This is a genomic window from Psychrobacillus sp. FJAT-21963 (genome assembly GCF_001420585.1).
Taxonomy (GTDB): domain Bacteria; phylum Bacillota; class Bacilli; order Bacillales_A; family Planococcaceae; genus Psychrobacillus.
The window spans coordinates 27,295-53,233 of record NZ_LJIY01000002.1; the positions used below are offsets into that span (position 1 = coordinate 27,295).

General features: G+C 37.8%; 25 protein-coding genes. 22 read left to right on the forward strand and 3 right to left on the reverse strand.

Annotation, left to right across the window (positions count from 1 at the left end; translation table 11 throughout):
• Positions 1-611 precede the first annotated feature (611 nt).
• Positions 612-2,297, reverse strand: a complete 1,686-nt coding sequence (locus AN959_RS06025; protein WP_056829212.1) for an NFACT family protein — start codon at positions 2,295-2,297, stop codon at positions 612-614.
• 31 nt (positions 2,298-2,328) lie between these two features.
• A complete protein-coding gene (locus AN959_RS06030) occupies positions 2,329-2,529 on the reverse strand; it encodes a hypothetical protein (RefSeq protein ID WP_156350737.1) in 201 nt (66 codons plus the stop codon).
• A 199-nt stretch (positions 2,530-2,728) separates the two neighbouring features.
• Between AN959_RS06030 and gmk the strand changes: the two genes are divergently transcribed.
• The 13 genes from gmk to spoVM all read left to right on the forward strand — a co-directional run bounded on the left by gmk (position 2,729) and on the right by spoVM (position 15,616).
• On the forward strand, positions 2,729-3,349 hold the full coding sequence (gmk, locus tag AN959_RS06035) for a guanylate kinase (protein WP_053592156.1): 621 nt from the start codon (positions 2,729-2,731) through the stop codon (positions 3,347-3,349).
• Entirely contained in the window at positions 3,350-3,574 is a 225-nt protein-coding gene (rpoZ, locus tag AN959_RS06040) for a DNA-directed RNA polymerase subunit omega (protein ID WP_053590027.1), read from the forward strand.
• Between the two features lie 224 nt (positions 3,575-3,798).
• Positions 3,799-5,007, forward strand: coding sequence for a bifunctional phosphopantothenoylcysteine decarboxylase/phosphopantothenate--cysteine ligase CoaBC (coaBC, locus tag AN959_RS06045; protein ID WP_056829216.1), 1,209 nt, complete (start codon positions 3,799-3,801; stop codon positions 5,005-5,007).
• Complete coding sequence (priA, locus tag AN959_RS06050) at positions 5,004-7,415, forward strand: primosomal protein N' (RefSeq protein WP_056829218.1); 2,412 nt, start codon at positions 5,004-5,006, stop codon at positions 7,413-7,415. Before coaBC ends, priA begins: the two co-directional genes overlap by 4 nt.
• A gap of 25 nt (positions 7,416-7,440) precedes the next feature.
• Entirely contained in the window at positions 7,441-7,935 is a 495-nt protein-coding gene (gene def, locus AN959_RS06055; protein WP_056829220.1) for a peptide deformylase, read from the forward strand.
• Positions 7,932-8,873 carry a methionyl-tRNA formyltransferase gene (fmt, locus tag AN959_RS06060; RefSeq protein ID WP_056829222.1) on the forward strand — a complete coding sequence of 314 codons (942 nt, stop codon included), beginning with the start codon at positions 7,932-7,934 and terminating at the stop codon, positions 8,871-8,873. The genes def and fmt overlap by 4 nt, the downstream gene beginning before the upstream one ends.
• Positions 8,870-10,234 carry a 16S rRNA (cytosine(967)-C(5))-methyltransferase RsmB gene (gene rsmB / locus AN959_RS06065; RefSeq protein ID WP_056829224.1) on the forward strand — a complete coding sequence of 455 codons (1,365 nt, stop codon included), beginning with the start codon at positions 8,870-8,872 and terminating at the stop codon, positions 10,232-10,234. Before fmt ends, rsmB begins: the two co-directional genes overlap by 4 nt.
• A gap of 317 nt (positions 10,235-10,551) precedes the next feature.
• Positions 10,552-11,289 carry a Stp1/IreP family PP2C-type Ser/Thr phosphatase gene (locus AN959_RS06070; protein WP_056829226.1) on the forward strand — a complete coding sequence of 246 codons (738 nt, stop codon included), beginning with the start codon at positions 10,552-10,554 and terminating at the stop codon, positions 11,287-11,289.
• Between the two features lie 2 nt (positions 11,290-11,291).
• Complete coding sequence (pknB, locus tag AN959_RS06075) at positions 11,292-13,289, forward strand: Stk1 family PASTA domain-containing Ser/Thr kinase (protein WP_056829229.1); 1,998 nt, start codon at positions 11,292-11,294, stop codon at positions 13,287-13,289.
• 11 nt (positions 13,290-13,300) lie between these two features.
• Positions 13,301-14,182 carry a ribosome small subunit-dependent GTPase A gene (gene rsgA / locus AN959_RS06080; RefSeq protein ID WP_056829230.1) on the forward strand — a complete coding sequence of 294 codons (882 nt, stop codon included), beginning with the start codon at positions 13,301-13,303 and terminating at the stop codon, positions 14,180-14,182.
• Positions 14,183-14,185: 3 nt separating this feature from the next.
• Complete coding sequence (gene rpe / locus AN959_RS06085) at positions 14,186-14,854, forward strand: ribulose-phosphate 3-epimerase (protein WP_056829233.1); 669 nt, start codon at positions 14,186-14,188, stop codon at positions 14,852-14,854.
• Complete coding sequence (locus AN959_RS06090) at positions 14,851-15,507, forward strand: thiamine diphosphokinase (RefSeq protein WP_056829235.1); 657 nt, start codon at positions 14,851-14,853, stop codon at positions 15,505-15,507. The genes rpe and AN959_RS06090 overlap by 4 nt, the downstream gene beginning before the upstream one ends.
• A gap of 16 nt (positions 15,508-15,523) precedes the next feature.
• Entirely contained in the window at positions 15,524-15,616 is a 93-nt protein-coding gene (gene spoVM / locus AN959_RS20970) for a stage V sporulation protein SpoVM (RefSeq protein WP_156316786.1), read from the forward strand.
• Positions 15,617-15,702: 86 nt separating this feature from the next.
• On the opposite strand, the gene rpmB is transcribed toward spoVM, so the two are convergent.
• Entirely contained in the window at positions 15,703-15,891 is a 189-nt protein-coding gene (rpmB, locus tag AN959_RS06095) for a 50S ribosomal protein L28 (RefSeq protein WP_056829237.1), read from the reverse strand.
• A 724-nt stretch (positions 15,892-16,615) separates the two neighbouring features.
• On the opposite strand from rpmB, the gene AN959_RS06100 reads away from it, so the two are divergent.
• From AN959_RS06100 to fabG, 9 genes are all read left to right on the forward strand, one after another.
• Positions 16,616-16,978, forward strand: a complete 363-nt coding sequence (locus AN959_RS06100; protein ID WP_053590015.1) for an Asp23/Gls24 family envelope stress response protein — start codon at positions 16,616-16,618, stop codon at positions 16,976-16,978.
• Positions 16,979-16,995: 17 nt separating this feature from the next.
• Positions 16,996-18,651 carry a DAK2 domain-containing protein gene (locus AN959_RS06105; RefSeq protein ID WP_056830267.1) on the forward strand — a complete coding sequence of 552 codons (1,656 nt, stop codon included), beginning with the start codon at positions 16,996-16,998 and terminating at the stop codon, positions 18,649-18,651.
• A gap of 217 nt (positions 18,652-18,868) precedes the next feature.
• Positions 18,869-19,531 carry an L-serine ammonia-lyase, iron-sulfur-dependent subunit beta gene (gene sdaAB, locus AN959_RS06110; protein ID WP_053590014.1) on the forward strand — a complete coding sequence of 221 codons (663 nt, stop codon included), beginning with the start codon at positions 18,869-18,871 and terminating at the stop codon, positions 19,529-19,531.
• A 12-nt stretch (positions 19,532-19,543) separates the two neighbouring features.
• Positions 19,544-20,443 carry an L-serine ammonia-lyase, iron-sulfur-dependent, subunit alpha gene (gene sdaAA, locus AN959_RS06115; RefSeq protein ID WP_053590013.1) on the forward strand — a complete coding sequence of 300 codons (900 nt, stop codon included), beginning with the start codon at positions 19,544-19,546 and terminating at the stop codon, positions 20,441-20,443.
• Positions 20,433-22,481, forward strand: coding sequence for an ATP-dependent DNA helicase RecG (gene recG / locus AN959_RS06120; RefSeq protein ID WP_056829239.1), 2,049 nt, complete (start codon positions 20,433-20,435; stop codon positions 22,479-22,481). Before sdaAA ends, recG begins: the two co-directional genes overlap by 11 nt.
• 96 nt (positions 22,482-22,577) lie before the next feature.
• Positions 22,578-23,144 (forward strand): transcription factor FapR, encoded by a 567-nt coding sequence (gene fapR / locus AN959_RS06125; protein WP_053590011.1) that lies wholly within the window; start codon positions 22,578-22,580, stop codon positions 23,142-23,144.
• 15 nt (positions 23,145-23,159) lie between these two features.
• Complete coding sequence (gene plsX, locus AN959_RS06130; RefSeq protein ID WP_056829241.1) at positions 23,160-24,152, forward strand: phosphate acyltransferase PlsX; 993 nt, start codon at positions 23,160-23,162, stop codon at positions 24,150-24,152.
• Positions 24,149-25,099, forward strand: coding sequence for an ACP S-malonyltransferase (gene fabD / locus AN959_RS06135; RefSeq protein ID WP_056829243.1), 951 nt, complete (start codon positions 24,149-24,151; stop codon positions 25,097-25,099). Before plsX ends, fabD begins: the two co-directional genes overlap by 4 nt.
• A complete protein-coding gene (gene fabG / locus AN959_RS06140) occupies positions 25,092-25,838 on the forward strand; it encodes a 3-oxoacyl-[acyl-carrier-protein] reductase (protein ID WP_053590008.1) in 747 nt (248 codons plus the stop codon). The genes fabD and fabG overlap by 8 nt, the downstream gene beginning before the upstream one ends.
• Positions 25,839-25,939 lie beyond the last annotated feature (101 nt).

The window sequence follows — 25,939 nt, forward strand, 5'->3', positions numbered from 1 at the left end:
TTAGAACTAATAAAATATAAAAATCTAAAATAATATGTTTAACCTTTAGTAAAGCCATCCGTCAGAATATCAAAATAAGTATTGAGTTTATCCTTCTGAAAGACCTTTAGCTAAAAAATAATTAGGTTGATAATAGAGTTCTAGTTCTAGTGTTTGTGCTTGTACAGTTTTCATCCGGATTTCTAATCTACTCAATTTTAATTGGTTGATAGAAGACTAACACTCAAACATCAATTATGGGTGTTAATTGCAATTAATGTTGGTCAATGTATTAAAAATTATAGGATGAACGACATAAATATTGCACAGGATATTCAAAGGGGTTTTCATAAACTATAAAAAGTCAAAAAAGCAGCCGAAATTGTATCTTCGGCTGCTTTCTTTATGAATAGATAAGAATCTCTTCTTTCATTCCCATAAAGAACTAAATTACTATGTTCATTGTGGTTGTAGGATTGCGACGGATACACATTTCTCACAGGATTACCGAAGAGAAAAAAACGGTTGGAAGTGACGCAGTCATCTTCCAACCGTTTTTATCATTCTTTCGTTAAAGGTGTAGTAAATGTGCAATCCAAATCAACCCTTAAACCACTCAATACTAAGTTATTCTATTTCTTCATATGTCTAACCTTTTCTTCATCCGGTGTAACAAACAAAGTAGTCTGCTCAAAATAAATGACAAATCCTGGTTTAGCACCGCTAGGCTTCTTCACTTGCTTAATCACCGTATAATCTACTGGCACTGAAGATGATTCGCGAGCTTTACTGAAATATGCTGCAAGATTCGCTGCTTCTAAAAGAGCTGTTTCAGATGGATTATCTGAATGTATAACTACATGGGATCCTGGGATATCCTTGGTATGAAGCCATGTGTCTGTTTTTTTCGCCAGCTTAAAGGTAACAAAATCATTTTGTTTATTATTTTTACCAACAGAAATTTCTGTGCCATCAGAGGCAATGAATTTTTCAGGTGTTGGTTTCATTGGTTTTTTCTTCTTTTTCGATGCACGTGCTTTTAATAACCCTTGCTCCATTAGTTCTTCTCGGATTTCCTCGATGTCGGTTGGAGACGCCTGCATTACCTGTTGAAGAAGTAATTCAAAGTACGCAATATCTTCTTTTGTTATTTCAAATTGTTGTTCGATTTTCAGTAATGCCGTTTTCGCTTTAGTGTAGCGATTATAATAGCTTTGTGCATTTTGCGTAGCTGTTTTTCGGTTATCTAATGGGATAGTGACTGTTTTACCATTTTCATCGTAGTAGTTGACTAGCTCTACTTCTTTTAAGCCTTTTTCAATTGCATAAGCATTTGCCATTAATAGCTCCCCATACAATTGGAAAGTATCTAGTTTTTCGGCTTGTTCAAAGTCTTTTTGGAGTTTTTTCATTTTCAGTTTTAATTTATTTAATTCGTTTTGAAGCCATCTTTCTAAATCTCCAGCCTGTTGTTTCACACGGTCGCGTTCTGCTTTTGCGAAATAAACTCTATCTAGTAAATTTCCTAGAGTTTCTTCATTAAATTTATCTCCATCTAAATGAGATAAATTATTTGGAGAATAAAACGATTTTCCGTTGTATTCAACTATTTGTTTTGCAGATCCACCTTGCTCAAATTCTCTCATATATGCTTTATAAACTTCTGTCCGATCTGTCCCGTTATTAAATCGATACAGTAATTCTTTTGCATGTAATGGTGAGAAACCAGAAATTTGATCTACAATTTCTTTTGATTCGTTAACTGAATGAATCACATCTAAGAGTTCTTTAGAATACTCTAAGGGATGGAGCTTATTTTGAGCGGGAGGTGCAATATAAGGTTGACCAGGTAAAATTGTTCGATAACTATTCATGGAAGGTGATAAATGCTTAATGCTTTCCAAAATAAGATTTCGAGTAGGGTCAACTAAAAGTAAGTTACTATGACGACCCATTATCTCCATGTGGACTTCTCGTGTAATATCATCTCCAATTTCGTTTTTACTTTGAATTTCGAAAATGAGAATACGGTCTGTTTCATGTTGTCTAATGGAAGTGATAATTCCGCCTTCTAAATGCTTACGTAACACCATGCAAAAAAGTGGAGGTTGTGCAGGGTTATCAATTGTTTCATGCGTAATTTGCACTCGTGAATAAGAAGGATGAACTGAAAATAATAATTTATAGTTTTTCCCTTGCGCGCGAATTTGCATTAAAATTTCTTGTGCATTCGGTTGATGTATTTTAGAAATACGCCCAGTTATTAATTGTTGTAATTCAGTTTTCATTGAAATTGTAAATAAACCATCAAAAGCCATAATATGTCCTCTTTCAAAACGTTATTTTCGATCAAGCTTTGTCGCCATAAATCAGCGCCTGTGCTTTTCTATACTGTCTAGCTCCAGCGCCTTGCTCCTGCGAACAGCTCGTCGCAGAAGGACGTTGTCCCTCGGGGTCAAATGGGAAAAGCTGCTCCTGCGCAAGCTCTTCGCAAACTACAAATAATAAAACTGTTTGTGGTGGCTGGAGATCTGCCTCCTGGGCACGCACGAAGCGGGTCATGTCTGCTTTGCCACAGGAAGTGGCGTACTTTGCAGACCTGCCTTATAACCATTTGCCTGTCGGGGCAAACATAGGCGCTTATGCTTTTCTATATATCTTATCATTTTCTGAGAAACTTGTGTTATAATCAGTTAAGTATGTAATTTGAAGAAGTATACGGTATATGAATGTATTTGAAGGAGACGTTATGCGAAGAGAAAAAGGGATATTAATCGTCTTATCGGGACCATCCGGAGTCGGAAAAGGGACAGTGAGAAAAGAATTATTTTCAGAGCCTGGTACAAATTATGAGTATTCTATTTCGATGACTACAAGACTTCCAAGAGAAGGAGAAGTAGATGGAGTAGATTATTTTTTTAAAAAGAATGAAGAATTTGAACAGTTAATTGAACAAGGAAAATTATTAGAGTACGCTTGTTATGTAGGAAATTACTATGGTACTCCTATTGATTATGTCAATGAAACGCTTGACTCTGGACGAGATGTATTTTTAGAAATAGAAGTTCAGGGTGCCGCACTTGTGCGTGAAAAAGCGCCAGAAGCACTATTTATATTCCTTGCCCCTCCTAGTTTATCTGAATTAGAGCAAAGACTAATCGGTAGAGGAACGGAAACAGAAGATGTGATTAATTCTAGAATTCAAGCTGCAAGACAAGAACTAGAAATGATGCATTTATATGATTATGTCGTTGAAAATGACGAAGTGACAAAAGCATGCGCTAAAATAAATGCTATTGTTGCTGCTGAGCATTGTCGACGTGAACGTGTTGAAAAAAGATATTTAGCCATGTTGGAAGGGGAATTATAAATGTTATATCCATCAGTAGATTCATTAAAAAACAAAATAGACTCAAAATATTCGTTAGTGAGTGTAGCTTCTAAAAGAGCTCGACAGTTACAAGAAGAAGGCGGCGAACGTTTAACTTCATATATTTCTCATAAACAAGTTGGGAAAGCTTTAGAGGAAGTAGCTAAAGGTGAACTTACAATCGAATCATCAAGTGAAAACGTAATTTACGAGGACGAAGTATAAAATATCTACTTCATTATAGGTCGGTTGAACGGCTGTAGGATAAAGCGGTTGCCTTGGATTTTTAAAGAAATTTATTCAGCAGGCTGGATGCAAAATCTGGGCGGAAATACGCCAATGCGAAATTGATGAAGAAGCAAACACCTCCCAAAGAATAAATTTCTTTGGGAGGTTGTTTAGTTAAAGGAACGTATTCGGTTTAAGCTTTAGATCGGGGGAAAAAGCGTATGTTAACTTCAAAAAAAATTGTTGTTTGTGTGACAGGTGGTATTGCTGTTTATAAAGCGGTTGCGCTCGTAAGTAAACTTTCACAGGCTGGAGCGGACGTGCGGGTCATTATGACAAAATCAGCGATGGAATTTGTACAACCCTTAAGTTTTCAAGCAATGTCTCGAAATGATGTATATTTTGATACATTTGATGAAAAAGATTCTAGTGTTATTGCGCATATCAATTTAGCTGATTGGGCGGATTTAGTTATTGTCGCGCCGGCTACTGCAAATGTTATTGGGAAACTAGCAAACGGAATAGCAGACGATATGGTAACTACCACTTTACTTGCTACTACTGCTGACGTATGGATAGCACCAGCAATGAATGTGCATATGTATGAAAATGCTGCGGTTATACGAAACATCGATCAACTTTCAAAAGACGGATATTCATTTATCGAACCTTCTGAAGGTTTTTTAGCATGTGGTTACGTTGGAAAAGGGCGTTTAGAGGAGCCTGAGAAAATCGTTCAACTAGTAGAAGAATATTTTGTTCCAAAAGAGTTACCGTTAAAAGGGAAAAAGGTTGTAGTGACTGCCGGACCTACGAGAGAAAGAATTGATCCTGTCCGCTTCTTAACGAATTTTTCCAGCGGCAAGATGGGCTACGCAATGGCAGAAGCAGCTGCTAAATTAGGAGCAGAAACTATATTGATATCTGGACCAGTAAGTATAGATGCTCCAAACAATGTAACGCTTATCCCGGTGGAAAGTGCGAAAGAAATGCTTGATGCCGTTCTAAAAGAGTTTGATACAGCTTCTATCGTTATCAAAACAGCTGCTGTAGCGGATTACAAACCGAAAGAAGTACATAATCAAAAAATGAAAAAACAACCTGGTGAGTCTACCATTGTATTAGAACGAACAACGGATATACTTGCGGAGCTTGGCAGTAGAAAGACAAACCAATTGTTAATCGGGTTTGCTGCAGAAACGAATGATGTACTTCATTATGCAAAAGGTAAGTTGGAAAAGAAAAATGCAGACTATATCATCGCGAATGATGTGACAGAGGCAGGTTCAGGTTTTGGAACGGATACGAATTCGGTCATTTTAGTAGGTAAACATGATATGGAAATGCATTTCCCTCATTTAAATAAACAGGAACTCGCTCATCAATTGCTTCAAACCATTATCAAACTCGAAAAAGATGAGCCTAAATGATAGTAGAAGTTATTGTTGATGTTTCTGCTTACCCAATTGACCGACCTTTTGATTATATTGTTCCTGAGGAATTGAAGGATCTCGTTGAAAGAGGGAGCCGGGTTCATGTTCCTTTTGGAAATCGAAAAGTACAAGGTTTTATTACCAACATTAAAGAACAAACAGATATCGATACTTCCAAGCTAAAAGAGGTTCAATCTATTATTGATGTAGAGCCAGTTGTCACGGAAGAACTGTTACAGTTATCTAAATGGATGACCAATAAAACACTTTGCTATGAAATAGATGCACTTCAAGTTATGCTTCCTGCGGCTTTACGAGCTACATATAAGAAAAATATTAAGCTGATAAATTCGAATGCAGTGGAAGAACCCTTTTTAGCCCTGTTTGGAAAAAAGGACATTATTTCTTACGAGGTAATTGAAAAAGCTGGTTATTTACATCAAATGAAAAAGTATTTAACACAAGGTAGCGTTCAACTGGAAACAGTCATAAAACAGCACGCGAAAGCAAAGACGATTACAAAATATAAGGTCATAGCTACTAAAGAATACATTCAAAATCAAATAAATACCCTAGCAAAAAATGCCGTCAAACAAAAAGAATTAATGGAATGGTTATTAATCCAAGTACAAGATTCTTTTACAATGGAAGAACTAAAAGAAACGGTTAACGCAAATAATAATGTAGTGAAAGCGCTCATTGAAAAAAGTATTTTAGAATTAGAAAAAGAAGAGGTTTATCGAGAGATTACCACATTAGAACATCATGACACGGACCAACGTTTCCAGCTTACAGAGGAACAAGCTGTTGCACTTGAAAAGATTAACCATGCACAAAATCATAAGGAAAACACGACGTTCCTTTTGCATGGGATTACTGGAAGCGGGAAGACTGAAATCTACTTAAATGCAATCGAAAACTCCATTTTAAAAGGAAAACAAGCGATTATGCTTGTGCCAGAAATTTCATTGACTCCTCAAATGACTCGTCGATTTAAACTTCGTTTTGGTGATGAGGTAGCTGTTATGCATAGTGGCTTATCGATCGGTGAAAAGTATGATGAATGGCGTAAAATCTGGCGGGGAGAAGTGAAGGTTGTCGTTGGTGCAAGATCTGCCATATTTGCTCCCTTTAAAGATCTCGGTGTCATAATTTTAGACGAAGAGCATGAATCTACATATAAACAAGAAGACAACCCAAGATATCATGCGAGAGACGTGGCAATTTGGCGTAGCGAGTTTCATCATTGCCCTGTCATACTAGGGAGCGCTACTCCATCACTTGAGTCATATGCTCGCGCTTCAAAGGGTGTATATTCGTTGTTAACGTTGAAAGCACGCGCAAAAGAACAAGCTTTACCTACCGTGAATGTTGTGGATATGCGATTGGAGTTGAAAAATGGTAATCGCTCTATGTTCAGTGTTGAGCTTGCAGATGCGATTAGGGAAAAACTCGATAAAAAAGAACAAATCGTATTGTTTTTAAATAAAAGAGGTTTTTCTTCCTTTGTATTATGTCGTGACTGCGGAACAGTCGTGGAGTGTAAGAATTGTGATATTTCCTTGACCTATCACCGTGCGGGAGAGCAGCTTAAATGCCATTATTGTGGACATGAGGAACCAGTTCCAACAATTTGTCCCGAATGTGCAAGTGAACATATTCGCTTTTTTGGTACTGGTACACAAAAAGTAGAAGAAGAAATTGCGAGATTGGTTCCTTTTGCAAGAGTGCTACGAATGGATGTAGACACTACTAGAACAAAAGGTTCCCATGAACGTATTTTAAAGCAATTTGGTGATGGTGAGGCAGACATCTTGCTGGGAACGCAAATGATTGCAAAAGGTTTAGACTTTCCAAACATTACATTGGTAGGCGTTCTAAATGCTGATACTACTTTGCATTTAGCTGATTTTCGAGCTGCTGAAAAGACGTTTCAATTGATGACGCAAGTTAGCGGAAGAGCGGGCAGACACGACAAAGAGGGGAAAGTTTATATTCAAACATACACTCCGGAGCACTACGCAATAGAACTTTCGAAAGCTCAATTGTATGAACCTTTTTATCATAAAGAAATGCTCGTTCGGAAACAGTATGAATACCCACCATTTTATTATTTGACGTTAGTTCAAATAACGCATGAGAATGTTATGCTTGCATCCGAATATGCGAAGCTTGCAACGGATTGGTTAAGAGCCAATTTATCTGATCAATCAATGGTTGTTGGGCCAACAGCATGTGCTATCAGTAAGATACAAAATAGATATCGTTACCAATGTTTGATAAAATACAAAAAAGAACCAATTTTAATTGAAAAACTACAGCAATTAATAAAAATATATCGTACAGAGTGGATGAAAAAAGGTATTATCTTATCGATTGATCTAGATCCTTCCACAATTTTATAGGCGGTTTGAAAAGAGGAAAAAAGAAATGGCAATAAGAGAAATTGTTACACATCCAAATGAAATTCTTACAGCAAAATGTAAAGAGGTTACTGTATTTGATCAGAAGCTAGCAACACTTTTAGATGATATGTACGACACGATGATCGCTTCAGATGGTATCGGAATAGCTGCTCCTCAAGTAGGGGAAACAATTCAAGTTGCAATTGTGGACCTTGGCGAAGGGCAAGAAGTCATTGAAATGATAAATCCAGAAGTAGTCGAAATTGGCGGTTCCGAGATTGAAGTGGAAGGTTGCTTAAGTTTTCCAGATATATATGGGGAAGTGGAACGTCCATTTTATGTAAAGGTAGAAGCGCAAGACCGAGACGGTGCATTATACGAATTAGAAGCAGAGGATTATGAAGCAAGAGCCATCTTGCATGAAATTGATCATCTACATGGCGTTTTATTTACATCCAAAATCATTCGTTATGTGGATTTGGAAGAAGTAGAGAAAGAGCTAGAGGAGGAACAACTATGACATCAATCATTTTCATGGGGACCCCTACATTCTCGGCTCCCATTTTACGCATGCTTGTAGAGGAAGGCTATGATGTGTTAGCTGTTGTCACCCAGCCAGATCGTCCAGTCGGAAGAAAAAAAGTGTTAACTGCTCCCCCTGTAAAAGAAGAAGCGGTTAAGCTAGGACTTCCTGTCATCCAGCCTACGAAACTGAAAGGGTCGGAAGAATTACAGGAAATTATAGCATTGCATGCAGATATTATTATCACTGCTGCATTTGGTCAATTACTACCAAAGGAGTTGCTAGATGCTCCTGAACTTGGCTGTATTAATGTTCATGCTTCCTTGTTACCTGCATATCGTGGTGGAGCGCCTATTCATCAAGCGATTATAGATGGGCAGGACAAAACAGGTGTAACAATTATGTATATGGAAGAAAAGCTAGATGCTGGAGATATTATTGCACAACGTGAAGTCACAATAAGCCATACAGATGATACTGGACTTCTGTTTGATAAATTAAGTGTAGTAGGTACTGATTTATTAAAAGAAACGTTACCATCTATCATTTCGAAAACAAATAATCGAGTGAAACAAGATGAGTCTCTTGTGACATATGCAAAAAATATTTCGCGTGAGCAAGAACGAATTGACTGGAACAAATCAGCACAAGAAATACACAATCAAATTCGTGGTCTGCACCCTTGGCCAGTTGCGTACACAACACTTGAAGGACAATCGGTAAAAATTTGGAAAGCAGACATTATGCAAGTGAAAACGAAGGAACTACCAGGAACTGTTGTGAAAGTGGAATCGGATTATTTTGTTGTTCAAACAGGCTTTGAAGAAGCAATTCGAATAGATGAATTACAGCCAGCTGGAAAAAAGAAAATGTCCGTAGTAGATTATTTGCGTGGCGTAGGTTCGAAATTGCGAATAGGGGATAAATTTGAATGACAAAAAAACAAGAAAAAATTTGGGTTGGTAATGTTCGAGATGCGGCACTCACGATATTAATGGCAGTTGAGAAGCAACAGGCATACAGTAATTTATTATTACATCAAACAATCGAAAAATATAATATTGAAGATAAGGACCGTGCGTTATTGACAGAGTTAACGTATGGAACAATTCAATACAAAATGACGCTGGATTATTATTTACAACCGTTCATCAAAGGAAAGTTGGAAGACTGGGTCTTACAGTTACTTCGCCTCTCTCTATATCAAATTCAATATCTTTCTCGTATTCCAGACCATGCGGCTGTAAATGAGGCAGTGAATATTGCGAAAAAAAGAGGTCATAAAGGTATAGCAGGTGTAGTAAATGGTATTCTTCGTTCTATTTTAAGAGAAGGCGTTCGATCTACTGAAGAAATAAAAGATGAAGTAGAACGACTATCTGTAGAAACAAGTCACCCTCTCTGGATGGTAAAGCGTTTTATTTCTGAATATGGTTTTGAAACAACTGCTAATATGTTGAGGGAAAATAATGAGCCTCCTGTGACAACGCTTCGAGTAAATTTGTTTAAGCGCACAGTGGATCAAGTTCTTCATTTAATGACACAAGAAGGATATGTTGTTGCACAAAGCGAAGTTATCCCAGAGTGTATTTATTTGTATAATGCTCAAGCTGCAAAAACTACTGCTTTTCAAAAGGGATTTGTAACAATTCAAGACGAGAGTTCCATGATTCCAGCGTATGCACTTCAAGTTGAACCAGGTATGACCGTTTTAGATATGTGTTCCGCACCAGGCGGGAAAACAACGCATATTGCTGAAAAGATGAAAAATACCGGAAAGCTCATAGCAATGGATATCCATCAGCATAAACTAAAGCTAGTAAAAGAAAATGCTGACAGATTGGGCTTTAGCTTTATCGAAACGGTAGTAAAGGATGGGCGAAAAGCATCAGAGGAATACCCTGAACAGTCTTTTGACCGAATCTTAGTAGATGCACCATGCAGTGGTTTAGGTGTGATGAAGCGTAAACCAGATATTAAGTACACTAAAAATGAAAAAGATTTTGCATCGTTAAAACCGATTCAACTGAACTTGTTAGAAGAAGCTTATAAACTTTTGAAGAAAGATGGTTTATTAGTTTATAGTACTTGTACAGTAGATCGAGAAGAAAATGAAGGAACCGCCAAATTGTTTTTAGAGGCACACCCAGATATGCAACTACAAGCTTTTCCAGACGTTATTAAAAACATCAAAGACAACCAGCAAGACGGAATGCTTCAATTATTCCCACAAGATTTAAGAAGTGACGGCTTTTTTGTATCCGTATTTAAGAAAAGCGGAAGCACCTCTATCTGACCCAACAAGGAAATGAGGGAATTGGAAGTTCTTCAATGTACGCCACTTTCTGTGGCAAAGCAGTCATGTCCCGCCTCGAGCGGGCATAGGAGGCAGGTCTTCTGCCATCTCAAATGGTTTTATTGTTTTAGTTCGCGACGAGATTGCCAAGGACCGTAATTTCTCATTTGACCTGGAGAGCAAAGGTGCTGGATTCTGGAAAGTTACAATTTAGAGATGTTTATACTTTCTTATCTGTAAAGTAAGCTTAAGACGCCCACTATGCCGATAAATGGCAAAGATAATTTTCATTTCATTTTAAAGAGGTGAAGGAGTAAATGGAGTTTGTTGTTAAAACGGATGTTGGAATGAGAAGGACAGTAAATGAAGATCGAGCGGACGTTTTTGTTCGCTCCGATGGGCGCATTTTAGCCGTAGTAGCGGACGGTATGGGTGGTCACAATGCTGGTGATGTCGCAAGTGAAATAGCTATATCCGAGTTCAAAAGATACTTTGCGGCATATAACCCTTCCATTGTAAAGGCTAAAGACTGGTTGACATATACGTTTCAGTCGATTAATCAGGCAATCGTAAAACATTCAACCGTCAATAAAGGTTGTGAGGGAATGGGTACTACGCTCATTGCTGGATTATTTGAACAGAATAAAGGAATTATTGCTCATGTAGGAGATAGCCGCGTATATGAACTTTTACCGAACGGTATTGGGAGAATTACGAGAGATCATTCTTATGTAAATGTATTGATCGACTCAGGTGAAATAAGTGAGGAACAAGCTAAAACGCACCCGAAGAAAAATGTTCTTATGAAAGCAGTTGGAACAGAACAAACAATTCAACCAGATTTTCATGAAGTAGAGTTTCAACCGAATTCTTATCTTCTCTTCTGTACAGATGGACTAAGCAATAAACTAAGTGAACCGTTCATTCATTCCATTCTATACTCAAATACGTCTTTAGCCGAAAAAGGTGCAGAGCTTGTAGAAGAAGCAAATCGCGCAGGTGGAGAAGATAATATTTCTTTAATAATACTATCTAATAATAGTGAGGAGGTGTGAGGATGTTAATAGGAAAAAGAATTAGTGGCAGATATAAGTTGCTAGAAATGATAGGTGGCGGAGGTATGTCCCACGTTTACTTAGCGCATGACATGATATTGGATCGTGACGTTGCCATAAAAGTACTTCGTTACGATTTTTCTAACGAAGAGGAATTACGTCGTCGTTTTCAACGTGAAGCATTATCTGCAACCAGCCTCACACACCCAAATATAGTGAATATATACGATGTCGGTGAAGATGAAGATATTCACTATATCGTGATGGAGTATGTTAGAGGTGAAACATTAAAACAATACATACAACGTAATGCACCAGTTTCTCCGGTAAGAACAGTAACGATTATGAGACAGCTAACATCTGCCATTGCTAATGCGCATAACAACCATATTATTCATCGGGATATTAAACCGCAAAATATCTTATTGGATGAAGAAGGTAAAGTGAAAATAACGGACTTTGGTATAGCGATGGCTTTGAGTGCAACTTCCTATACCCAAACAAATTCAGTGCTTGGGACAGTCCATTATTTGTCTCCTGAGCAAGCTCGTGGTGGAACTGCTACGAATCGTTCAGATATTTATGCTTTGGGGATTGTCTTATTTGAGCTTCTAACTGGACAACTTCCTTTTTCAGGTGAGTCAGCAGTTTCCATTGCATTAAAGCATTTGCAAACTGAAACTCCGTCCATTCGTTCGATTATTCCTTCCATCCCACAAAGCTTGGAGAATGTGGTCCTAAAAGCAACTGCTAAAGACCCAAATAATCGATACCAATCTGCGGAGGAAATGGAAGAAGATTTAGCAACTGCCTTGTCACCAGAACGAGCAGATGAAGCTAAATTTGTAATAGCTGTCGACAACGACGCAACGAAGGTTTTACCTGTTATTAAAGAGCCGATTCCTTTTGAAGAGGTTTCAGAAACAAAAAAAATACCTGTTGCACCAACTAAGTTGGATAAGACCATTCCAAAGAAAAAGATAAAAAAGTGGAAAATTGTAACTGGGGTTATAGCAGGTGTTCTACTACTAGCATTACTATTTGTCATTCTCTTCCCTGGACTATTTAAACCAGATAAAGTAGAAGTGCCTGATGTGGCAAATTTAGATGTACAAGCTGCTATTGAACAAATAGAAGCGGAAGGTTTCGTGGTAGGTGAAGAAATACTAGAGTTTTCAGATGAGGTGGAAGAAGGAAATGTTATTCGAACCTCACCGGAGGCAGGAAAACTTCGCGAAAAAGAAACAAAAATAGATTTGTTCGTATCATCGGGAAAAGAATCTTCTGAAATTGCCGATTATAGAGGGAGAAATATTGATGAGGTAAAAGAATTACTTTCAAATTCAGAATTACGTTCCATTGAACCCGAAGAACAATTTTCAGAAAAGCCAATAGGTGAAATTATCGGACAAGATCCGCCACCAGGTACTGAAATTATCCCATCTGAAACAGATTTAGTGTTTACAGTTAGTAAGGGACTAGATTTACGTTCAGTAAGCGACTTAAAAGATTGGAATGAAAAAGCTTTAAAGGATTATGAAAGAACTTCTGGTTTTAAAATAAAAATAGCAGGTTCCAAGTATTCCGATACCATTCAAAAAGGTAATGTGATTAGTCAAGAACCTCAAGCGAACAAAAAAGTGGCACCAGGAAGTACGATAGAGGTTGTGGTCTCAGATGGACCAAAACCTGCTTCTACAAAATTGGTAGTAAAAACGGTGACGATCCCTTACGAGCCTCCAAACACGGAAGAAGAGGAGGGTGGAGTTGAGGGAGAAGAAGATGAAGAGCAACCTACCCAAGAAGAACAAGTTGTAAGAATCTATGTGCAAGATAAAACACGTACAATGGCCGTACCTATTGAAGAGTTCGTATTAACTCAAACAGTAGAAAAACATATTAAGCTAGAAATAAGTGAAGGACAAAAAGCTGCATATCGGATAGAAGTAGGTAACACAATATTTGCACAAGAAACGATTGATTATAAGGATGTAAAATAGGGAGGTTACGGATGCCGACAGGTCAAATAAGAAAAGCATTAAGTGGATTTTACTATGTTTATGACAATGGAGAAATGATAACTTGTCGAGGAAGAGGCGTATTTCGCAATAGAGGAGAATCTCCGTTAGTAGGAGATATTGTTGACTATAAGGTGGAAGGGGATAATGACGGAACAATTACGGTCATTCACGAACGAAAAAACAGTCTCGTTCGTCCTCCTATCGCCAATATTGATCAGGCAATTTTAGTTTTTTCTGTGAAGGAGCCAGACTTTAATACAATCTTATTAGATCGCTTTTTAGTAGTATTGGAGTCATTTCACATCGAACCAATTATTTGTTTAACAAAAAGTGATTTACTAGATGAAAAGATGGAGAAAACAATCGAACAATATATAAAAGAATATGAACAAATTGGCTATAAGGTTTTAATGACGTTTAAAGATGACCCGCAATTTGACGACAAAATTACTCCTCTATTAGAAGGAAAGACTACGGTGCTTGCCGGCCAATCCGGTGTAGGTAAATCTACGCTTTTAAATACGATATTACCTACACTTAACTTAAAGACTGGTGTAATTTCGGATGCTTTAGGACGCGGAAAGCATACGACACGACATGTGGAACTTATAGAGGTATGTGGTGGCTTACTCGCTGATACCCCTGGTTTTAGCTCTTTTGAGTTTGAATTAATGGAAAAAGAAGAACTATCAAGATGTTTTCCAGAGTTCGTAGAAATTCAGGATGAGTGTAAGTTTAGAGCATGTATGCATGTAAATGAACCAAAATGTGCAGTAAAAAATGCAGTAGAATCAGGAAGCATAAAAGATTATCGATATAAACATTATCTACAATTTTTTAATGAAATAGTGGAAAGAAAGCCGAGGTACTAAATTATGGTTAAAATTGCCCCATCAATACTAGCAGCTAATTTTGCAAAGCTGGGAGAAGAAGTGTTAGAAGTAGAAAAAGCAGGTGCTGAGCTTATTCATATAGATGTAATGGATGGTCATTTTGTTCCGAATATTACGATGGGACCAATTGTAGTGGAAGCATTACGACCTTTAACGAAGCTCCCTTTAGATGTACATTTAATGATTGAAAATGCCGATCAATATATTGAGTCATTTGCAAAAGCAGGTGCGGATTATATTACGGTTCATGTAGAAGCAAGTCCACACTTACATCGTACGATTCAATTGATTCGTTCTTTTGGCGTAAAACCGGGAGTCGTGTTAAATCCACATACTCCAATTGAATCGATTCAACATGTTTTAGAGGATATAGACATGGTCTTATTTATGACAGTAAACCCAGGCTTTGGAGGTCAAAAATTTATTCATTCAGTTGTGCCAAAGGTAAAACAATTGGCAGATATCGTGAAAGAAAGAAATTTAGCGATCGAAATCGAGATTGATGGAGGAATAAATGAAGAAACGATTATTCCTTGTGTAGAGGCAGGAGCTACGATATTTGTAGCTGGTTCTGCCATCTATAATGCAGAGGATAAAGGGAAGGCTTTACAAGCAATAAAAGAAGCCGGTTTAAGTGTAGCAGTAAAATGAAAACGGTCATCGTTTGCTCAGGAGGTCCAGTAGAGGAAGTTGTTGATTTTAAACAACTTCCTTTTTCCAAAGAAGATACTTTTTTTATCGGTGCTGATCGCGGAGCTCTTCATTTATTAACAAATGGAATAACGCCACATGAAATTATTGGTGATTTCGATTCATTAAAAGAAGAAGAATTTCATTTATTAGAATCAACGGTTGAAAAAGTGACAGTTTTACAAGCCGAGAAGGATGAAACAGATACACACATAGCAATACTGCGAGCTATAGAATATAAACCGGATAACATTATTTTAACAGCGGTAACTGGTGGGAGACTCGATCATTATGAAGCAGTTTTACATGATATGATACGCTTTCAAATGAACTATCCGGAAATTGTTTTCTACATACGTAATAAGCAAAATATTATTCGTTTTTTATTACCTGGAATACATGAAATTAAACCCGACCCACATTTTAAATATATTTCTTTTTTTTCGTACGGTGAAACAGTTGAAAATATATCTCTTAGAGGCTTTCTGTATGAAGTTACCAAAGAAAATATTTCATTTGGCAATTCCAAATTTACTAGTAATGAAGTAAGTGGACGAATTGGTACTATCTCTTTTACTGCTGGCATATGTTTAATGATAAGAAGCAGCGACTAAAAGGGAGGAATTGTGTGTGAAGGTATACACATTTAGATTGCCTAAATCAGTAAGTAGTTTTGTAAGAGTTTGTATTCGCATGTTTAAGAAAGAAGAAGTCAAGAAGTAACAGATGATGGACGCAAGTCTTCTGGGGAAACAAAAGAAAAAATGCCAGGTCGACTGTTGTCGGCCTGGCATTAATTATGAGTACGATTAAACGCGCTCAACTTTTCCTGATTTCAAAGCTCTAGCAGAAACCCAAACACGTTTAGGTTTACCGTCTACAAGAATGCGGACCTTTTGAAGGTTTGCCCCCCATGTACGCTTGTTGGCGTTCATTGCGTGAGAACGAGCATTACCAGAACGAGCTTTACGCCCAGTGATTGTACATACTTTTGGCATTATATTTCCTCCTTTAAAAAAGAAGCTGAAAGATTTTTCAGTTCGATATTTCACATACTTTAATAATTTACCACAGACTAATATGAAGTGCAAGCATATCAAGAAAAAAACCTTTACACCATATTTAATGTGGAAGCGCTTGTTCTGCCCTGACAAGCAAATGTGAAAATTCTATGTCCAACCCTGTTGGACGTAGAAGATTCGCATTTGACCTCGAGGGGCAAAGCGCTGCAACTGGATATCTTGAAATGCGCAAGCGACTAGTATAGGAATACAGTCTAAGTTCGCGACATCGTGTCGCAACGACTGCATGTCCCACTTCCTGTAGGCCTCCCGACAGGCAAATGGGGAAAAGCGAGGAGGCAGCTCTTCAGCCACCACAAACAGTTTAATTGTTTGAAGTTTGCGACGAGCTTGCGCAGGAGCAGCTTTTTCACATTTGACCCCGAGGGGCAAGGCGCTGGAGCTGGACAAAAAGAAATGCGCAAGCGCCTATTTTTCCCGCGAATGGTAATATCCACTGCGACGAGTTGTGGGCAGGAGCAATGTGCTGAATAAAAAGAGTAAAATGAAAAATGCATCAAATGTTACACGTTTTTTGCCTATCTATCCATCATACCCTATAATATAGAAGGAAATAGTATAAAAAGTAAACGCTCTCTTTTATAATTCTGAACGGTGTAGTACAATAAAGGGTAGTCAAAAAGACTTGGGAGGTTTCATCATGTCAATTGAATTGAAAAATGAATTCGGACAAATTGATATATCGCAAGATGCAGTTGCACAAATTGCAGGCGGAGCCGCTATAGAGTGTTACGGAATAGTTGGTATGGCATCTAAGCATCAAATTAGAGATGGATTAACAGACATATTAAGAAAAGAAAATTTTACAAAAGGCGTTATTGTAAGACAAGAAAAAGAAGACCTACATATTGATATGTATATTATTGTTAGTTACGGAACAAAAATTTCTGAAATAGCTTATCAAGTGCAATCAAAAGTGAAATATACACTAAATAAATCTCTTGGTATGTCAGTGAAATCCGTAAATGTATATGTACAAGGAGTTCGCGTGGCAAGCGTGTGAATGAGGGAGAGAAAACAATGAAATCAATTAATGGTATACAGTTTGCAGATATGGTTAAAATGGGTGCTCACCACCTTTTTCAAAACGCAGACTACGTAGATGCTTTAAATGTTTTTCCAGTTCCTGATGGAGATACTGGCACAAATATGAATTTATCGATGACTTCTGGTGCTAAGGAAACAGCAGCTCATACTGTAGAGCATATCGGTAAAACAGCTCAAGCATTATCCAAAGGTTTACTAATGGGAGCTAGAGGTAACTCTGGGGTTATTCTTTCTCAATTATTCCGTGGGTTTGGAAAATCAGTTGAGCAATCTTCTACACTAGATGCTAAACAATTTGCTGAAGCTTTAAATTATGGTGTAGAAACAGCATATAAAGCAGTGATGAAGCCGGTAGAAGGTACTATTTTGACTGTAGCAAAGGACTCTGCTAAAAAAGCGGTAGAAGTGAGCGAAACAGAAGACGATATTCGCTTATTAATGGAAGCAGTTGTAGAAGAGGCAAAAGCTTCGTTAAATAGAACACCTGATTTACTTCCAGTACTTAAAGAAGTTGGGGTAGTAGATAGTGGCGGACAAGGGCTGTTATTTGTATATGAAGGCTTTTTAGCTAGCTTAAAAGGTGAAGCATTACCTGAGAAAACAGTTAATTCGTCAATGGATGATTTAGTGAGTGCTGAACACCATAAAAATGTTCAAGGATTTATGGATACGTCCGAAATTGAATTTGGATTCTGTACTGAATTCATGGTTCGTTTTGAGGATGGTAAAAAAGCATTTGATGAAACCTCATTCCGAAACGATTTAAGTGCTTTCGGTGATTCACTTTTAGTGATCTCAGACGACGAAATTGCTAAAATCCATATCCACTCAGAAACACCAGGGGAAGTACTAACATATGGCCAACAATATGGAGATTTGATTAAGATTAAAATCGAAAACATGCGCCAACAACATACAGATATCGTAGGAGAAGGATACTCGAAAGAAATTCCCGCAAAAAAAGCAGAGATGCATCCTTATGCAGTAGTAACAGTTGCGATGGGCGAAGGTATTTCGGATCTTCTAAAAAGCTTAGGAGCTTCCGCAGTAATTGAAGGCGGACAAACAATGAATCCTTCAACCGAGGATATTGTAAAAGCCATCGAGGCAGTGGGAGCAGAACGCGTCCTCATCTTACCGAACAATAAAAACATTATTATGGCTGCTGAACAAGCAGCGGAGGTGATGGGTATTGAAGCAGCTGTCGTACCAACGAAAACACTTCCACAAGGAATGGCAGCTATTTTAGCATTCAATCCACAAGCTACTGTAGAAGAAAATAAAAAGCATATGACCGAAGCGTTTTCTCATGTTAAAACAGGTCAAGTTACTTTCGCAGTTCGGGATACTTCGATTGATGGCGTGGAAATTAAAAAAGATGATTTCATGGCTCTGGCAGAAGGGAAGATTATTCTTTCTAATCCTTCTAGAGAAGAGGCAGCAAATAAGCTTGCAACAACGTTGATCGATGAGAATGCAGAAATCGTAACGATCATTTACGGTGAAGATGTTACGGAAGATGAAGCAACTAAATTTGCTGCTTTCATTGAAGAGCAATTCGAAGATGTTGAAATTGAATTATATAACGGTAAACAACCTTTATATCCATATATTTTATCGGTTGAATAGAAATAAGATGCCACGAGGAATGAAGTTTACTTTCCCCGTGGTTTTTTTTGGATAGATTTGCTTGAAAAATTTAGGTCGAGCGTAATTAGGTTAAAGATAAATAACCAAGTGGTTTAGACACTTACTTTCCATTTTATTCTCTTAATCTTCTAACCTTTGTTTAATATGTACATTCAGTGTAAAATAAGTAGTAAATATACTATTGGAGGTCTATGCAATGAAGTTCAAATCAGTTTTTGACATAATTGGACCTGTTATGATTGGACCATCTTCTTCCCATACTGCAGGAGCAGCACGTATAGGAAGAGTAGCAAGAGATTTATTTGGAAAGCAGCCTACATGGGCAAGAATACATTTATATGGTTCATTTGCAGAGACCTATAAAGGACATGGAACAGACGTAGCGATTATTGGTGGATTGCTAGATTACGATACGTTTGATGAGCGTATAAAAACAGCCTTTGAAGATGCAAAAAAGGTTGGACTAACATATGAGTTTATTCCTGAAACCGCTCACACAGAGCATCCGAATACTGCTCGTATTGTGATTGGTGATGGAACACAAGAAATGTCGATGGTCGGTATTTCCATCGGTGGCGGAAAGACAGAAATAACGGAGTTGAATGGTTTCCCGCTTCGTCTATCAGGTAATTTAGCGGCAATTTTAGTAGTGCATGAAGATCGTTCTGGTTGTATTGCGAGCGTGGCAAATTGTCTTGCTAAATATGATATTAATATCGGTCATATGGAAGTTTCTCGTAAAGAAAAAGGAAATATGGCGTTAATGGTAATTGAAGTGGATCAGAATGTGGATGCCAATATACTTGCGGAATTATCTACATTACCTAATATTACACAAGTTACTAGAATAGCGGACTAAGGAGGAAGACGAATGGATGTTTTATTTCATAATGTTCGTGAATTAGTTGATTTAGCTAACAAAGAGCAAAAACTGATTTCAGAAATCATGATCGAACAAGAAATCTTAATAACAGAGCGTTCAAGAGAAGAAATAATGGCTCAAATGGATCGTAATTTGACTGTAATGGAAGAAGCGGTAGAAAAAGGCTTGAATGGAGTTCGATCAACGTCCGGCTTAACGGGTGGAGATGCGGTGCTACTTCAAAATTATATGCAAAGAGGAAACACTTTATCTGGAGAATTAATGCTAGATGCAGTTAGTAAAGCAGTTGCAACAAATGAAGTGAATGCAGCAATGGGTACTATCTGTGCGACTCCGACTGCTGGTTCTGCCGGTGTTGTACCGGGAACATTATTTGCAGTGAAAAACAAGTTAAATCCTACAAGAGAGCAAATGATTCGTTATTTGTTCACAGCGGGTGCTTTTGGTTTTGTAGTTGCCAACAACGCTTCTATTTCTGGAGCGGCAGGTGGCTGCCAAGCTGAGGTTGGATCAGCAGCAGGTATGGCAGCAGCAGCAATCGTAGAAATGGCGGGAGGAACCCCTGAACAAAGCGCTCAAGCTTTTGCAATTACCCTTAAAAACATGCTTGGCTTAGTGTGTGATCCTGTAGCGGGTCTTGTAGAAGTTCCATGTGTAAAACGAAATGCAATGGGTGCCTCTAATTCATTAGTGGCAGCAGATATGGCATTAGCAGGTGTAACAAGTCGGATTCCATGCGATGAAGTAATAGATGCCATGTATAAAATTGGCCAAACAATGCCAACTGCATTAAAAGAAACTGCTCGAGGCGGGCTTGCAGCAACTCCTACAGGAAAATGGTTAGAATCCAAAATTTTTGGCGGAGCAGTAGTTAATAGTGGAAACTAAAAAGAATGAGTTAGTTACTTCCTTAAAAGGAGTGGGAAGTGGTACAGCTAACGCATTGCAAGAATTAGGGATCATCACATTAGAAGATTTGGTTATGACCTTTCCCTATCGTCATGAAGACTTTCGATTAAAGAACTTAGCGGAAACCGCTCATAATGAACGAGTAACAGTGGAAGGAAGGGTCGAAAGTGAGCCTTCTCTTCTTTTTTTAGGAAAAAACAAATCGAGATTGCAAGTCCGTTTATTAGCAGGACAACATCTGATTAAAGCAGTTTTTTTTAATCAAGCTTATTTAAAAACGAAGATAACACCAGGTGCAGTCATTACAGTGACCGGAAAATGGGACAGGGGAAGACAAGTCATAAATGTTTCTACCTTTTCGGCTGGCCCTAAGACGGACCAACAAGATTTTGAACCTGTCTATTCATTGAAAGGTACGATTAGCCAAAAGACTTTTCGGAAATTTATGAGACAAGCATTGGATGAGGTAAATGGATACCTAGTAGACATCTTGCCTGCATCAATTAGAGAAACCTATCGTTTGCCTGATATTTCGACGGCGTTGGAAGGAATACATTTTCCACAAAATGCAGAGCATTCAAAAGATGCAAGAAGACGTTTTGTCTATGAAGAATTATTAATTTTTCAGTTAAAAATGCAAGCTATAAAGAAAGCTCGTAAGGAACAAAATATCGGTAACAGCGTTGCGTTCAATAATGATTTGGTGAAAAAATTAATTGAATCTTTACCGTATGAATTAACTGATGCACAAAAAAGAGTTGTAAACGAAATTTGTCGAGACTTAAAAGAACCTTATCGTATGAACCGCCTTTTACAGGGAGACGTAGGCTCAGGAAAAACAATTGTTGCTGCTATATGTTTATATGCAGCTATTACTGCGGGTTATCAAGGAGCACTTATGGCTCCTACGGAAATATTGGCGGAACAACATGCTACTTCTTTGGATGAATGGCTTACCCCAATTGGAGTCAAAATTGCTTTACTGACTGGTTCTACAAAAGCGAAGGCTCGTCGTGTTGTATTAGAAAATTTAGAAGCCGGTAATATAGATTTGTTAATAGGAACTCATGCATTAATTCAGCCTGACGTCTCATTTAAAAAATTGGGCTTAGTTATTACAGATGAGCAGCATCGATTTGGAGTAGAACAACGAAGGGTCTTGAAGGAAAAAGGGGAAGATCCGGATGTATTATTTATGACGGCAACTCCGATACCCCGAACTTTAGCCATTACAGCGTTTGGAGAAATGGATGTATCTGTTATAGATGAAATGCCTGCTGGCCGAAAGAAAATTGAGACTCATTGGATGAAGCAAGATCAAATGTACAAACTAATAGTCCGGTTAAAAAAGGAATTGGCTAAAGGAAGACAGGCTTATATTATTTGTCCACTTATTGAAGAGTCAGAAAAACTAGATGTTCAAAATGCTGTAGACGTATACAATATGATGGTTACTGATTTGGGAACAGGCTATACAGTAGGTTTGATGCATGGACGTCTTCATCCTGATGAAAAAGAGCAAGTGATGAGGGATTTCTCAGAAGGGAAAGTTCAAGTTCTTGTCTCAACAACGGTCGTTGAAGTAGGAGTAAATGTACCGAATGCAACCTTTATGATTATTTTAGATGCGGAACGATTTGGACTTGCCCAACTACACCAGCTAAGAGGGCGTGTGGGACGAGGAGAACACCAATCGTATTGTATCCTACTTGCTGATCCAAAATCAGAAGAAGGAAAAGAACGAATGATATCCATGACCGAAACGAATGATGGTTTTGCGCTTGCTGAAAAAGATTTAGAATTACGTGGTCCAGGTGACTTTTTTGGTAGAAAGCAAAGTGGGTTACCAGAATTTAAAGTAGCAGATCTTGTACATGATTATCGTGCACTTAATACTGCAAAAGTAGATGCAGAAGGATTGTTGGATTCAGATGCTTTTTGGCAGTCTGAAGAAATGGAAGGTCTAAGAACAATATTATTAAATTCCAAAGCGCTAGATGGTGAGCGTATTGACTAAAGAGAATGCTGGAAGGATTGCAAATCAATTCTTGCATTCTTTTTTTAATATTTATATACTGATATTAGTACCAAGTGCTAAAATGGTGGTGATTGGATGAAATACTCAAAAAAAGAAAGACAGAAGTTACTACTTGATACATTAGATAAAAACCCATTTATCACGGATGAAAAATTAGCTTCTACATTCAATGTAAGTGTGCAAACAATAAGACTTGATCGAATGGAATTATCTATTCCGGAATTGCGAGAGCGTATAAAAACTGTAGCAGCACATAATTTTGAAGAAGAAGTGAAATCACTTCCTATCGACGAGGTAATTGGTGAAATAATTGATATTGATTTAGATAAACAAGCGATTTCTTTATTAGATATTACAAAAGACCATGTGTTTGCAAGAAATGGAATAGCGAGAGGGCATCATTTGTTTGCACAAGCCAATTCTTTGGCTGTTGCTGTCATAAATGATGAATTAGCGCTTACTAGAAAATCTAATATCACATTTGTGAAGCCTGTTCAAGAAGGTGACAGAGTGATTGCAAAGGCTGTAGTAGTTTCTAGCGATATGGAAATAAACACAACGCTTATTGAAGTAACGAGTAAAGTGGAGAATGACACTGTTTTTGTAGGTCAATTCAGTATGTATAGAGTGACAAAGTCTTAAATAAGGTGATGACATATGAAAATTTCAATTGATGCAATGGGTGGAGACAACGCCCCACATGAAATAGTGAAGGGCGTATATGACGCATTACAAGCTTTCGAAGATCTGCATATTCAGTTATATGGGGACGAGGAAAAACTGTCTTCTTTAGTAACTGCTCATGACCGATTACAAGTGATACATACAAATGAGATTATTGAAGGTACCGATGAACCCGTACGAGCTGTCCGGAAAAAGAAAAATTCGTCGATGGTAAAAATGGCAGAGTCCGTGAAAAACGGAGAAGTCGATGCATGTGTTTCAGCAGGAAATACGGGAGCATTGATGGCAGCGGGTTTATTTGTTGTTGGTCGTATTGACCAAGTGGATCGACCAGCACTTGCTCCTACCTTACCGACATTGGATGGAAAAGGGTTTGTAATGCTTGACCTGGGAGCAAACTCAGATGCAAAACCGGAACACTTAGAACAGTTTGCTGTAATGGGAAGTGTGTATGCAGAAAAAGTTCGAGGTATTAAGAATCCACGAGTTGGACTTTTGAATATAGGGACTGAAGACAAAAAAGGAAATGAATTAACGAAAGCGACATTCGATTTATTAAAAGAAGCGCCAATCAATTTCGTTGGAAACGTGGAATCAAGAGATTTGTTAACTGGTGTTGCGGATGTCGTTGTAACGGATGGGTTTACCGGTAATATGGTATTAAAAACGATTGAAGGAACGGCATCTGGGATTTTTACTTTGTTGAAGGAAGCTTTTAATACTTCTATGAAAACAAAAATTTCTGCACTTCTTGTGAAAGGTCAGTTAAAAGAGTTAAAAGGGAAACTAGACTATTCAGAGTATGGTGGAGCAGGATTATTTGGTTTAAAAGCTCCTGTCATCAAAGCGCATGGTTCTTCTAATGCAAATGCAATTTTTCATGCCATCAGACAAGCAAGAACAATGGTAGAACATGACGTTTGTGGAATTATTCAAAGTACTTTAAGAAAGGAATTACCAAAATGACTAAAATCGCGTTTATATTCCCAGGACAAGGTTCTCAATCTGTTGGAATGGGACAACAATTTATTGAAAATGACCCTACTAGTAAAAAGCATTATGAGCTAGCAGATGAAGTACTTGGCTTTTCTCTATCTAATATTATGTTAGAAGGACCTGCTGAAGAATTAACAAAAACTTTTCATGCGCAGCCCGCATTACTTACAACTAGTACAATGATTGCTAAAAAACTAACGGATGCCGGTATTTCTCCTAATTATACAGCTGGACATAGCTTAGGGGAATATTCTGCACTCGTTGCCTCAAATGTAATCAGTTTTGAGGAAGCTGTTTTATTAGTTCATCAAAGAGGCTTGTACATGAATGAAGCAGTTCCGGCAGGTGAAGGTGCAATGGCAGCTATATTAGGGTTAGATAAAGAAGCATTAACAGAAGTAACAAATGAAGTATCTAAAAGTGGTGAAATAGTCCAAGTTGCTAACTTGAACTGCCCAGGTCAAATTGTCATTTCTGGAACGGTTGCAGGCGTAGAAGTAGCTTCAGCAAAAGCGAAAGAAGCTGGGGCGAAAAGAGCGATTCCACTAGTAGTAAGTGGACCATTCCATTCAGAACTAATGCGACCTGCAGCACAAAAATTAGATGCCGCAATTTCAGCTGTTACGTTACATGATACGAAAACACCGGTAATTTCAAATGTCACAGCGCTTCCTGTAACAGAAGCATCAAGTATAAAAAACTTACTAGTTGAGCAATTATATTCTCCAGTTCGTTGGGAAGAATCAGTGGAGAAAATGTTGGAGCTTGGTGTAAATGTATTTATCGAATGTGGGCCTGGAAAAGTACTTAGTGGTTTAGTGAAAAAAATCGATCGCTCTGTAACAACATATTGCGTTTATGACGAAGCATCTTTGCAGCAAGTTATTACAGAATTAGGAGAGGTTAATAATGGGTAAATTAGATGGCAAATCAGCAATTGTAACTGGTGCTTCACGTGGAATTGGAAAAGATATTGCTCTTTATCTTGCAAAAGAAGGTGCAAAAGTAGCTGTTAACTATAGTGGCAGTAAAGAAAAAGCGGAAGAAGTAGTAGAGGAAATAAAATCATTTGGTGGGGAAGCTTTTGCTATTCAGGCGAATGTAGATCAATCCGAAGATGTACAAAATTTAATTAGTGCTACTTTAGAGAATTTTGGTTCTATCGATATTTTAATAAATAATGCAGGAATTACGAGAGATAATCTTCTAATGCGTATGAAGGAACAAGAATGGGATGATGTTCTTAATACAAACTTAAAGGGTGTCTTTCTTTCCACAAAAGCAGTTACACGCCAGATGATGAAACAAAGAAAAGGGCGTATTATTAATATTACTTCCATTGTTGGGGTTTCTGGAAATCCTGGTCAAGCAAACTATGTTGCAGCTAAGGCAGGTGTAATAGGTTTAACCAAAACTACTGCACTAGAGCTAGCTAGTCGTAATATTACAGTGAACGCTGTCGCTCCTGGTTTTATTACAACCGATATGACTGAGGCTCTTCCAGAAGAAGTGAAGGCTCAAATGTTAAGTCAGATTCCGCTTGCTAAGTTTGGAAATACGGAAGATATTGCAAAAGCCGTTGCATTTTTAGCATCGGATGATGCGAATTATATTACTGGTCAAACGTTACATGTTAATGGCGGCATGTATATGTAATTTTACAGACCGTTGAATAATGCTAGCAGTCGTTGGAGAACTTATTACCTCGACTATCGCAATTCGGTCTGAATTAATATTCATGAATTTATAATTACACT

Coding starts and splice junctions, on each gene's coding strand:
- AN959_RS06025 (WP_056829212.1), bottom strand. CDS start 2,297: ATGGCTTTTGATGGTTTATTTACAATTTCAATGAAAACTGAATTACAA.
- gmk (WP_053592156.1), top strand. CDS start 2,729: ATGCGAAGAGAAAAAGGGATATTAATCGTCTTATCGGGACCATCCGGA.
- rpoZ (WP_053590027.1), top strand. CDS start 3,350: ATGTTATATCCATCAGTAGATTCATTAAAAAACAAAATAGACTCAAAA.
- coaBC (WP_056829216.1), top strand. CDS start 3,799: ATGTTAACTTCAAAAAAAATTGTTGTTTGTGTGACAGGTGGTATTGCT.
- priA (WP_056829218.1), top strand. CDS start 5,004: ATGATAGTAGAAGTTATTGTTGATGTTTCTGCTTACCCAATTGACCGA.
- def (WP_056829220.1), top strand. CDS start 7,441: ATGGCAATAAGAGAAATTGTTACACATCCAAATGAAATTCTTACAGCA.
- fmt (WP_056829222.1), top strand. CDS start 7,932: ATGACATCAATCATTTTCATGGGGACCCCTACATTCTCGGCTCCCATT.
- rsmB (WP_056829224.1), top strand. CDS start 8,870: ATGACAAAAAAACAAGAAAAAATTTGGGTTGGTAATGTTCGAGATGCG.
- AN959_RS06070 (WP_056829226.1), top strand. CDS start 10,552: ATGGAGTTTGTTGTTAAAACGGATGTTGGAATGAGAAGGACAGTAAAT.
- pknB (WP_056829229.1), top strand. CDS start 11,292: ATGTTAATAGGAAAAAGAATTAGTGGCAGATATAAGTTGCTAGAAATG.
- rsgA (WP_056829230.1), top strand. CDS start 13,301: ATGCCGACAGGTCAAATAAGAAAAGCATTAAGTGGATTTTACTATGTT.
- rpe (WP_056829233.1), top strand. CDS start 14,186: ATGGTTAAAATTGCCCCATCAATACTAGCAGCTAATTTTGCAAAGCTG.
- AN959_RS06090 (WP_056829235.1), top strand. CDS start 14,851: ATGAAAACGGTCATCGTTTGCTCAGGAGGTCCAGTAGAGGAAGTTGTT.
- rpmB (WP_056829237.1), bottom strand. CDS start 15,891: ATGCCAAAAGTATGTACAATCACTGGGCGTAAAGCTCGTTCTGGTAAT.
- AN959_RS06100 (WP_053590015.1), top strand. CDS start 16,616: ATGTCAATTGAATTGAAAAATGAATTCGGACAAATTGATATATCGCAA.
- AN959_RS06105 (WP_056830267.1), top strand. CDS start 16,996: ATGAAATCAATTAATGGTATACAGTTTGCAGATATGGTTAAAATGGGT.
- sdaAB (WP_053590014.1), top strand. CDS start 18,869: ATGAAGTTCAAATCAGTTTTTGACATAATTGGACCTGTTATGATTGGA.
- sdaAA (WP_053590013.1), top strand. CDS start 19,544: ATGGATGTTTTATTTCATAATGTTCGTGAATTAGTTGATTTAGCTAAC.
- fapR (WP_053590011.1), top strand. CDS start 22,578: ATGAAATACTCAAAAAAAGAAAGACAGAAGTTACTACTTGATACATTA.
- plsX (WP_056829241.1), top strand. CDS start 23,160: ATGAAAATTTCAATTGATGCAATGGGTGGAGACAACGCCCCACATGAA.
- fabD (WP_056829243.1), top strand. CDS start 24,149: ATGACTAAAATCGCGTTTATATTCCCAGGACAAGGTTCTCAATCTGTT.
- fabG (WP_053590008.1), top strand. CDS start 25,092: ATGGGTAAATTAGATGGCAAATCAGCAATTGTAACTGGTGCTTCACGT.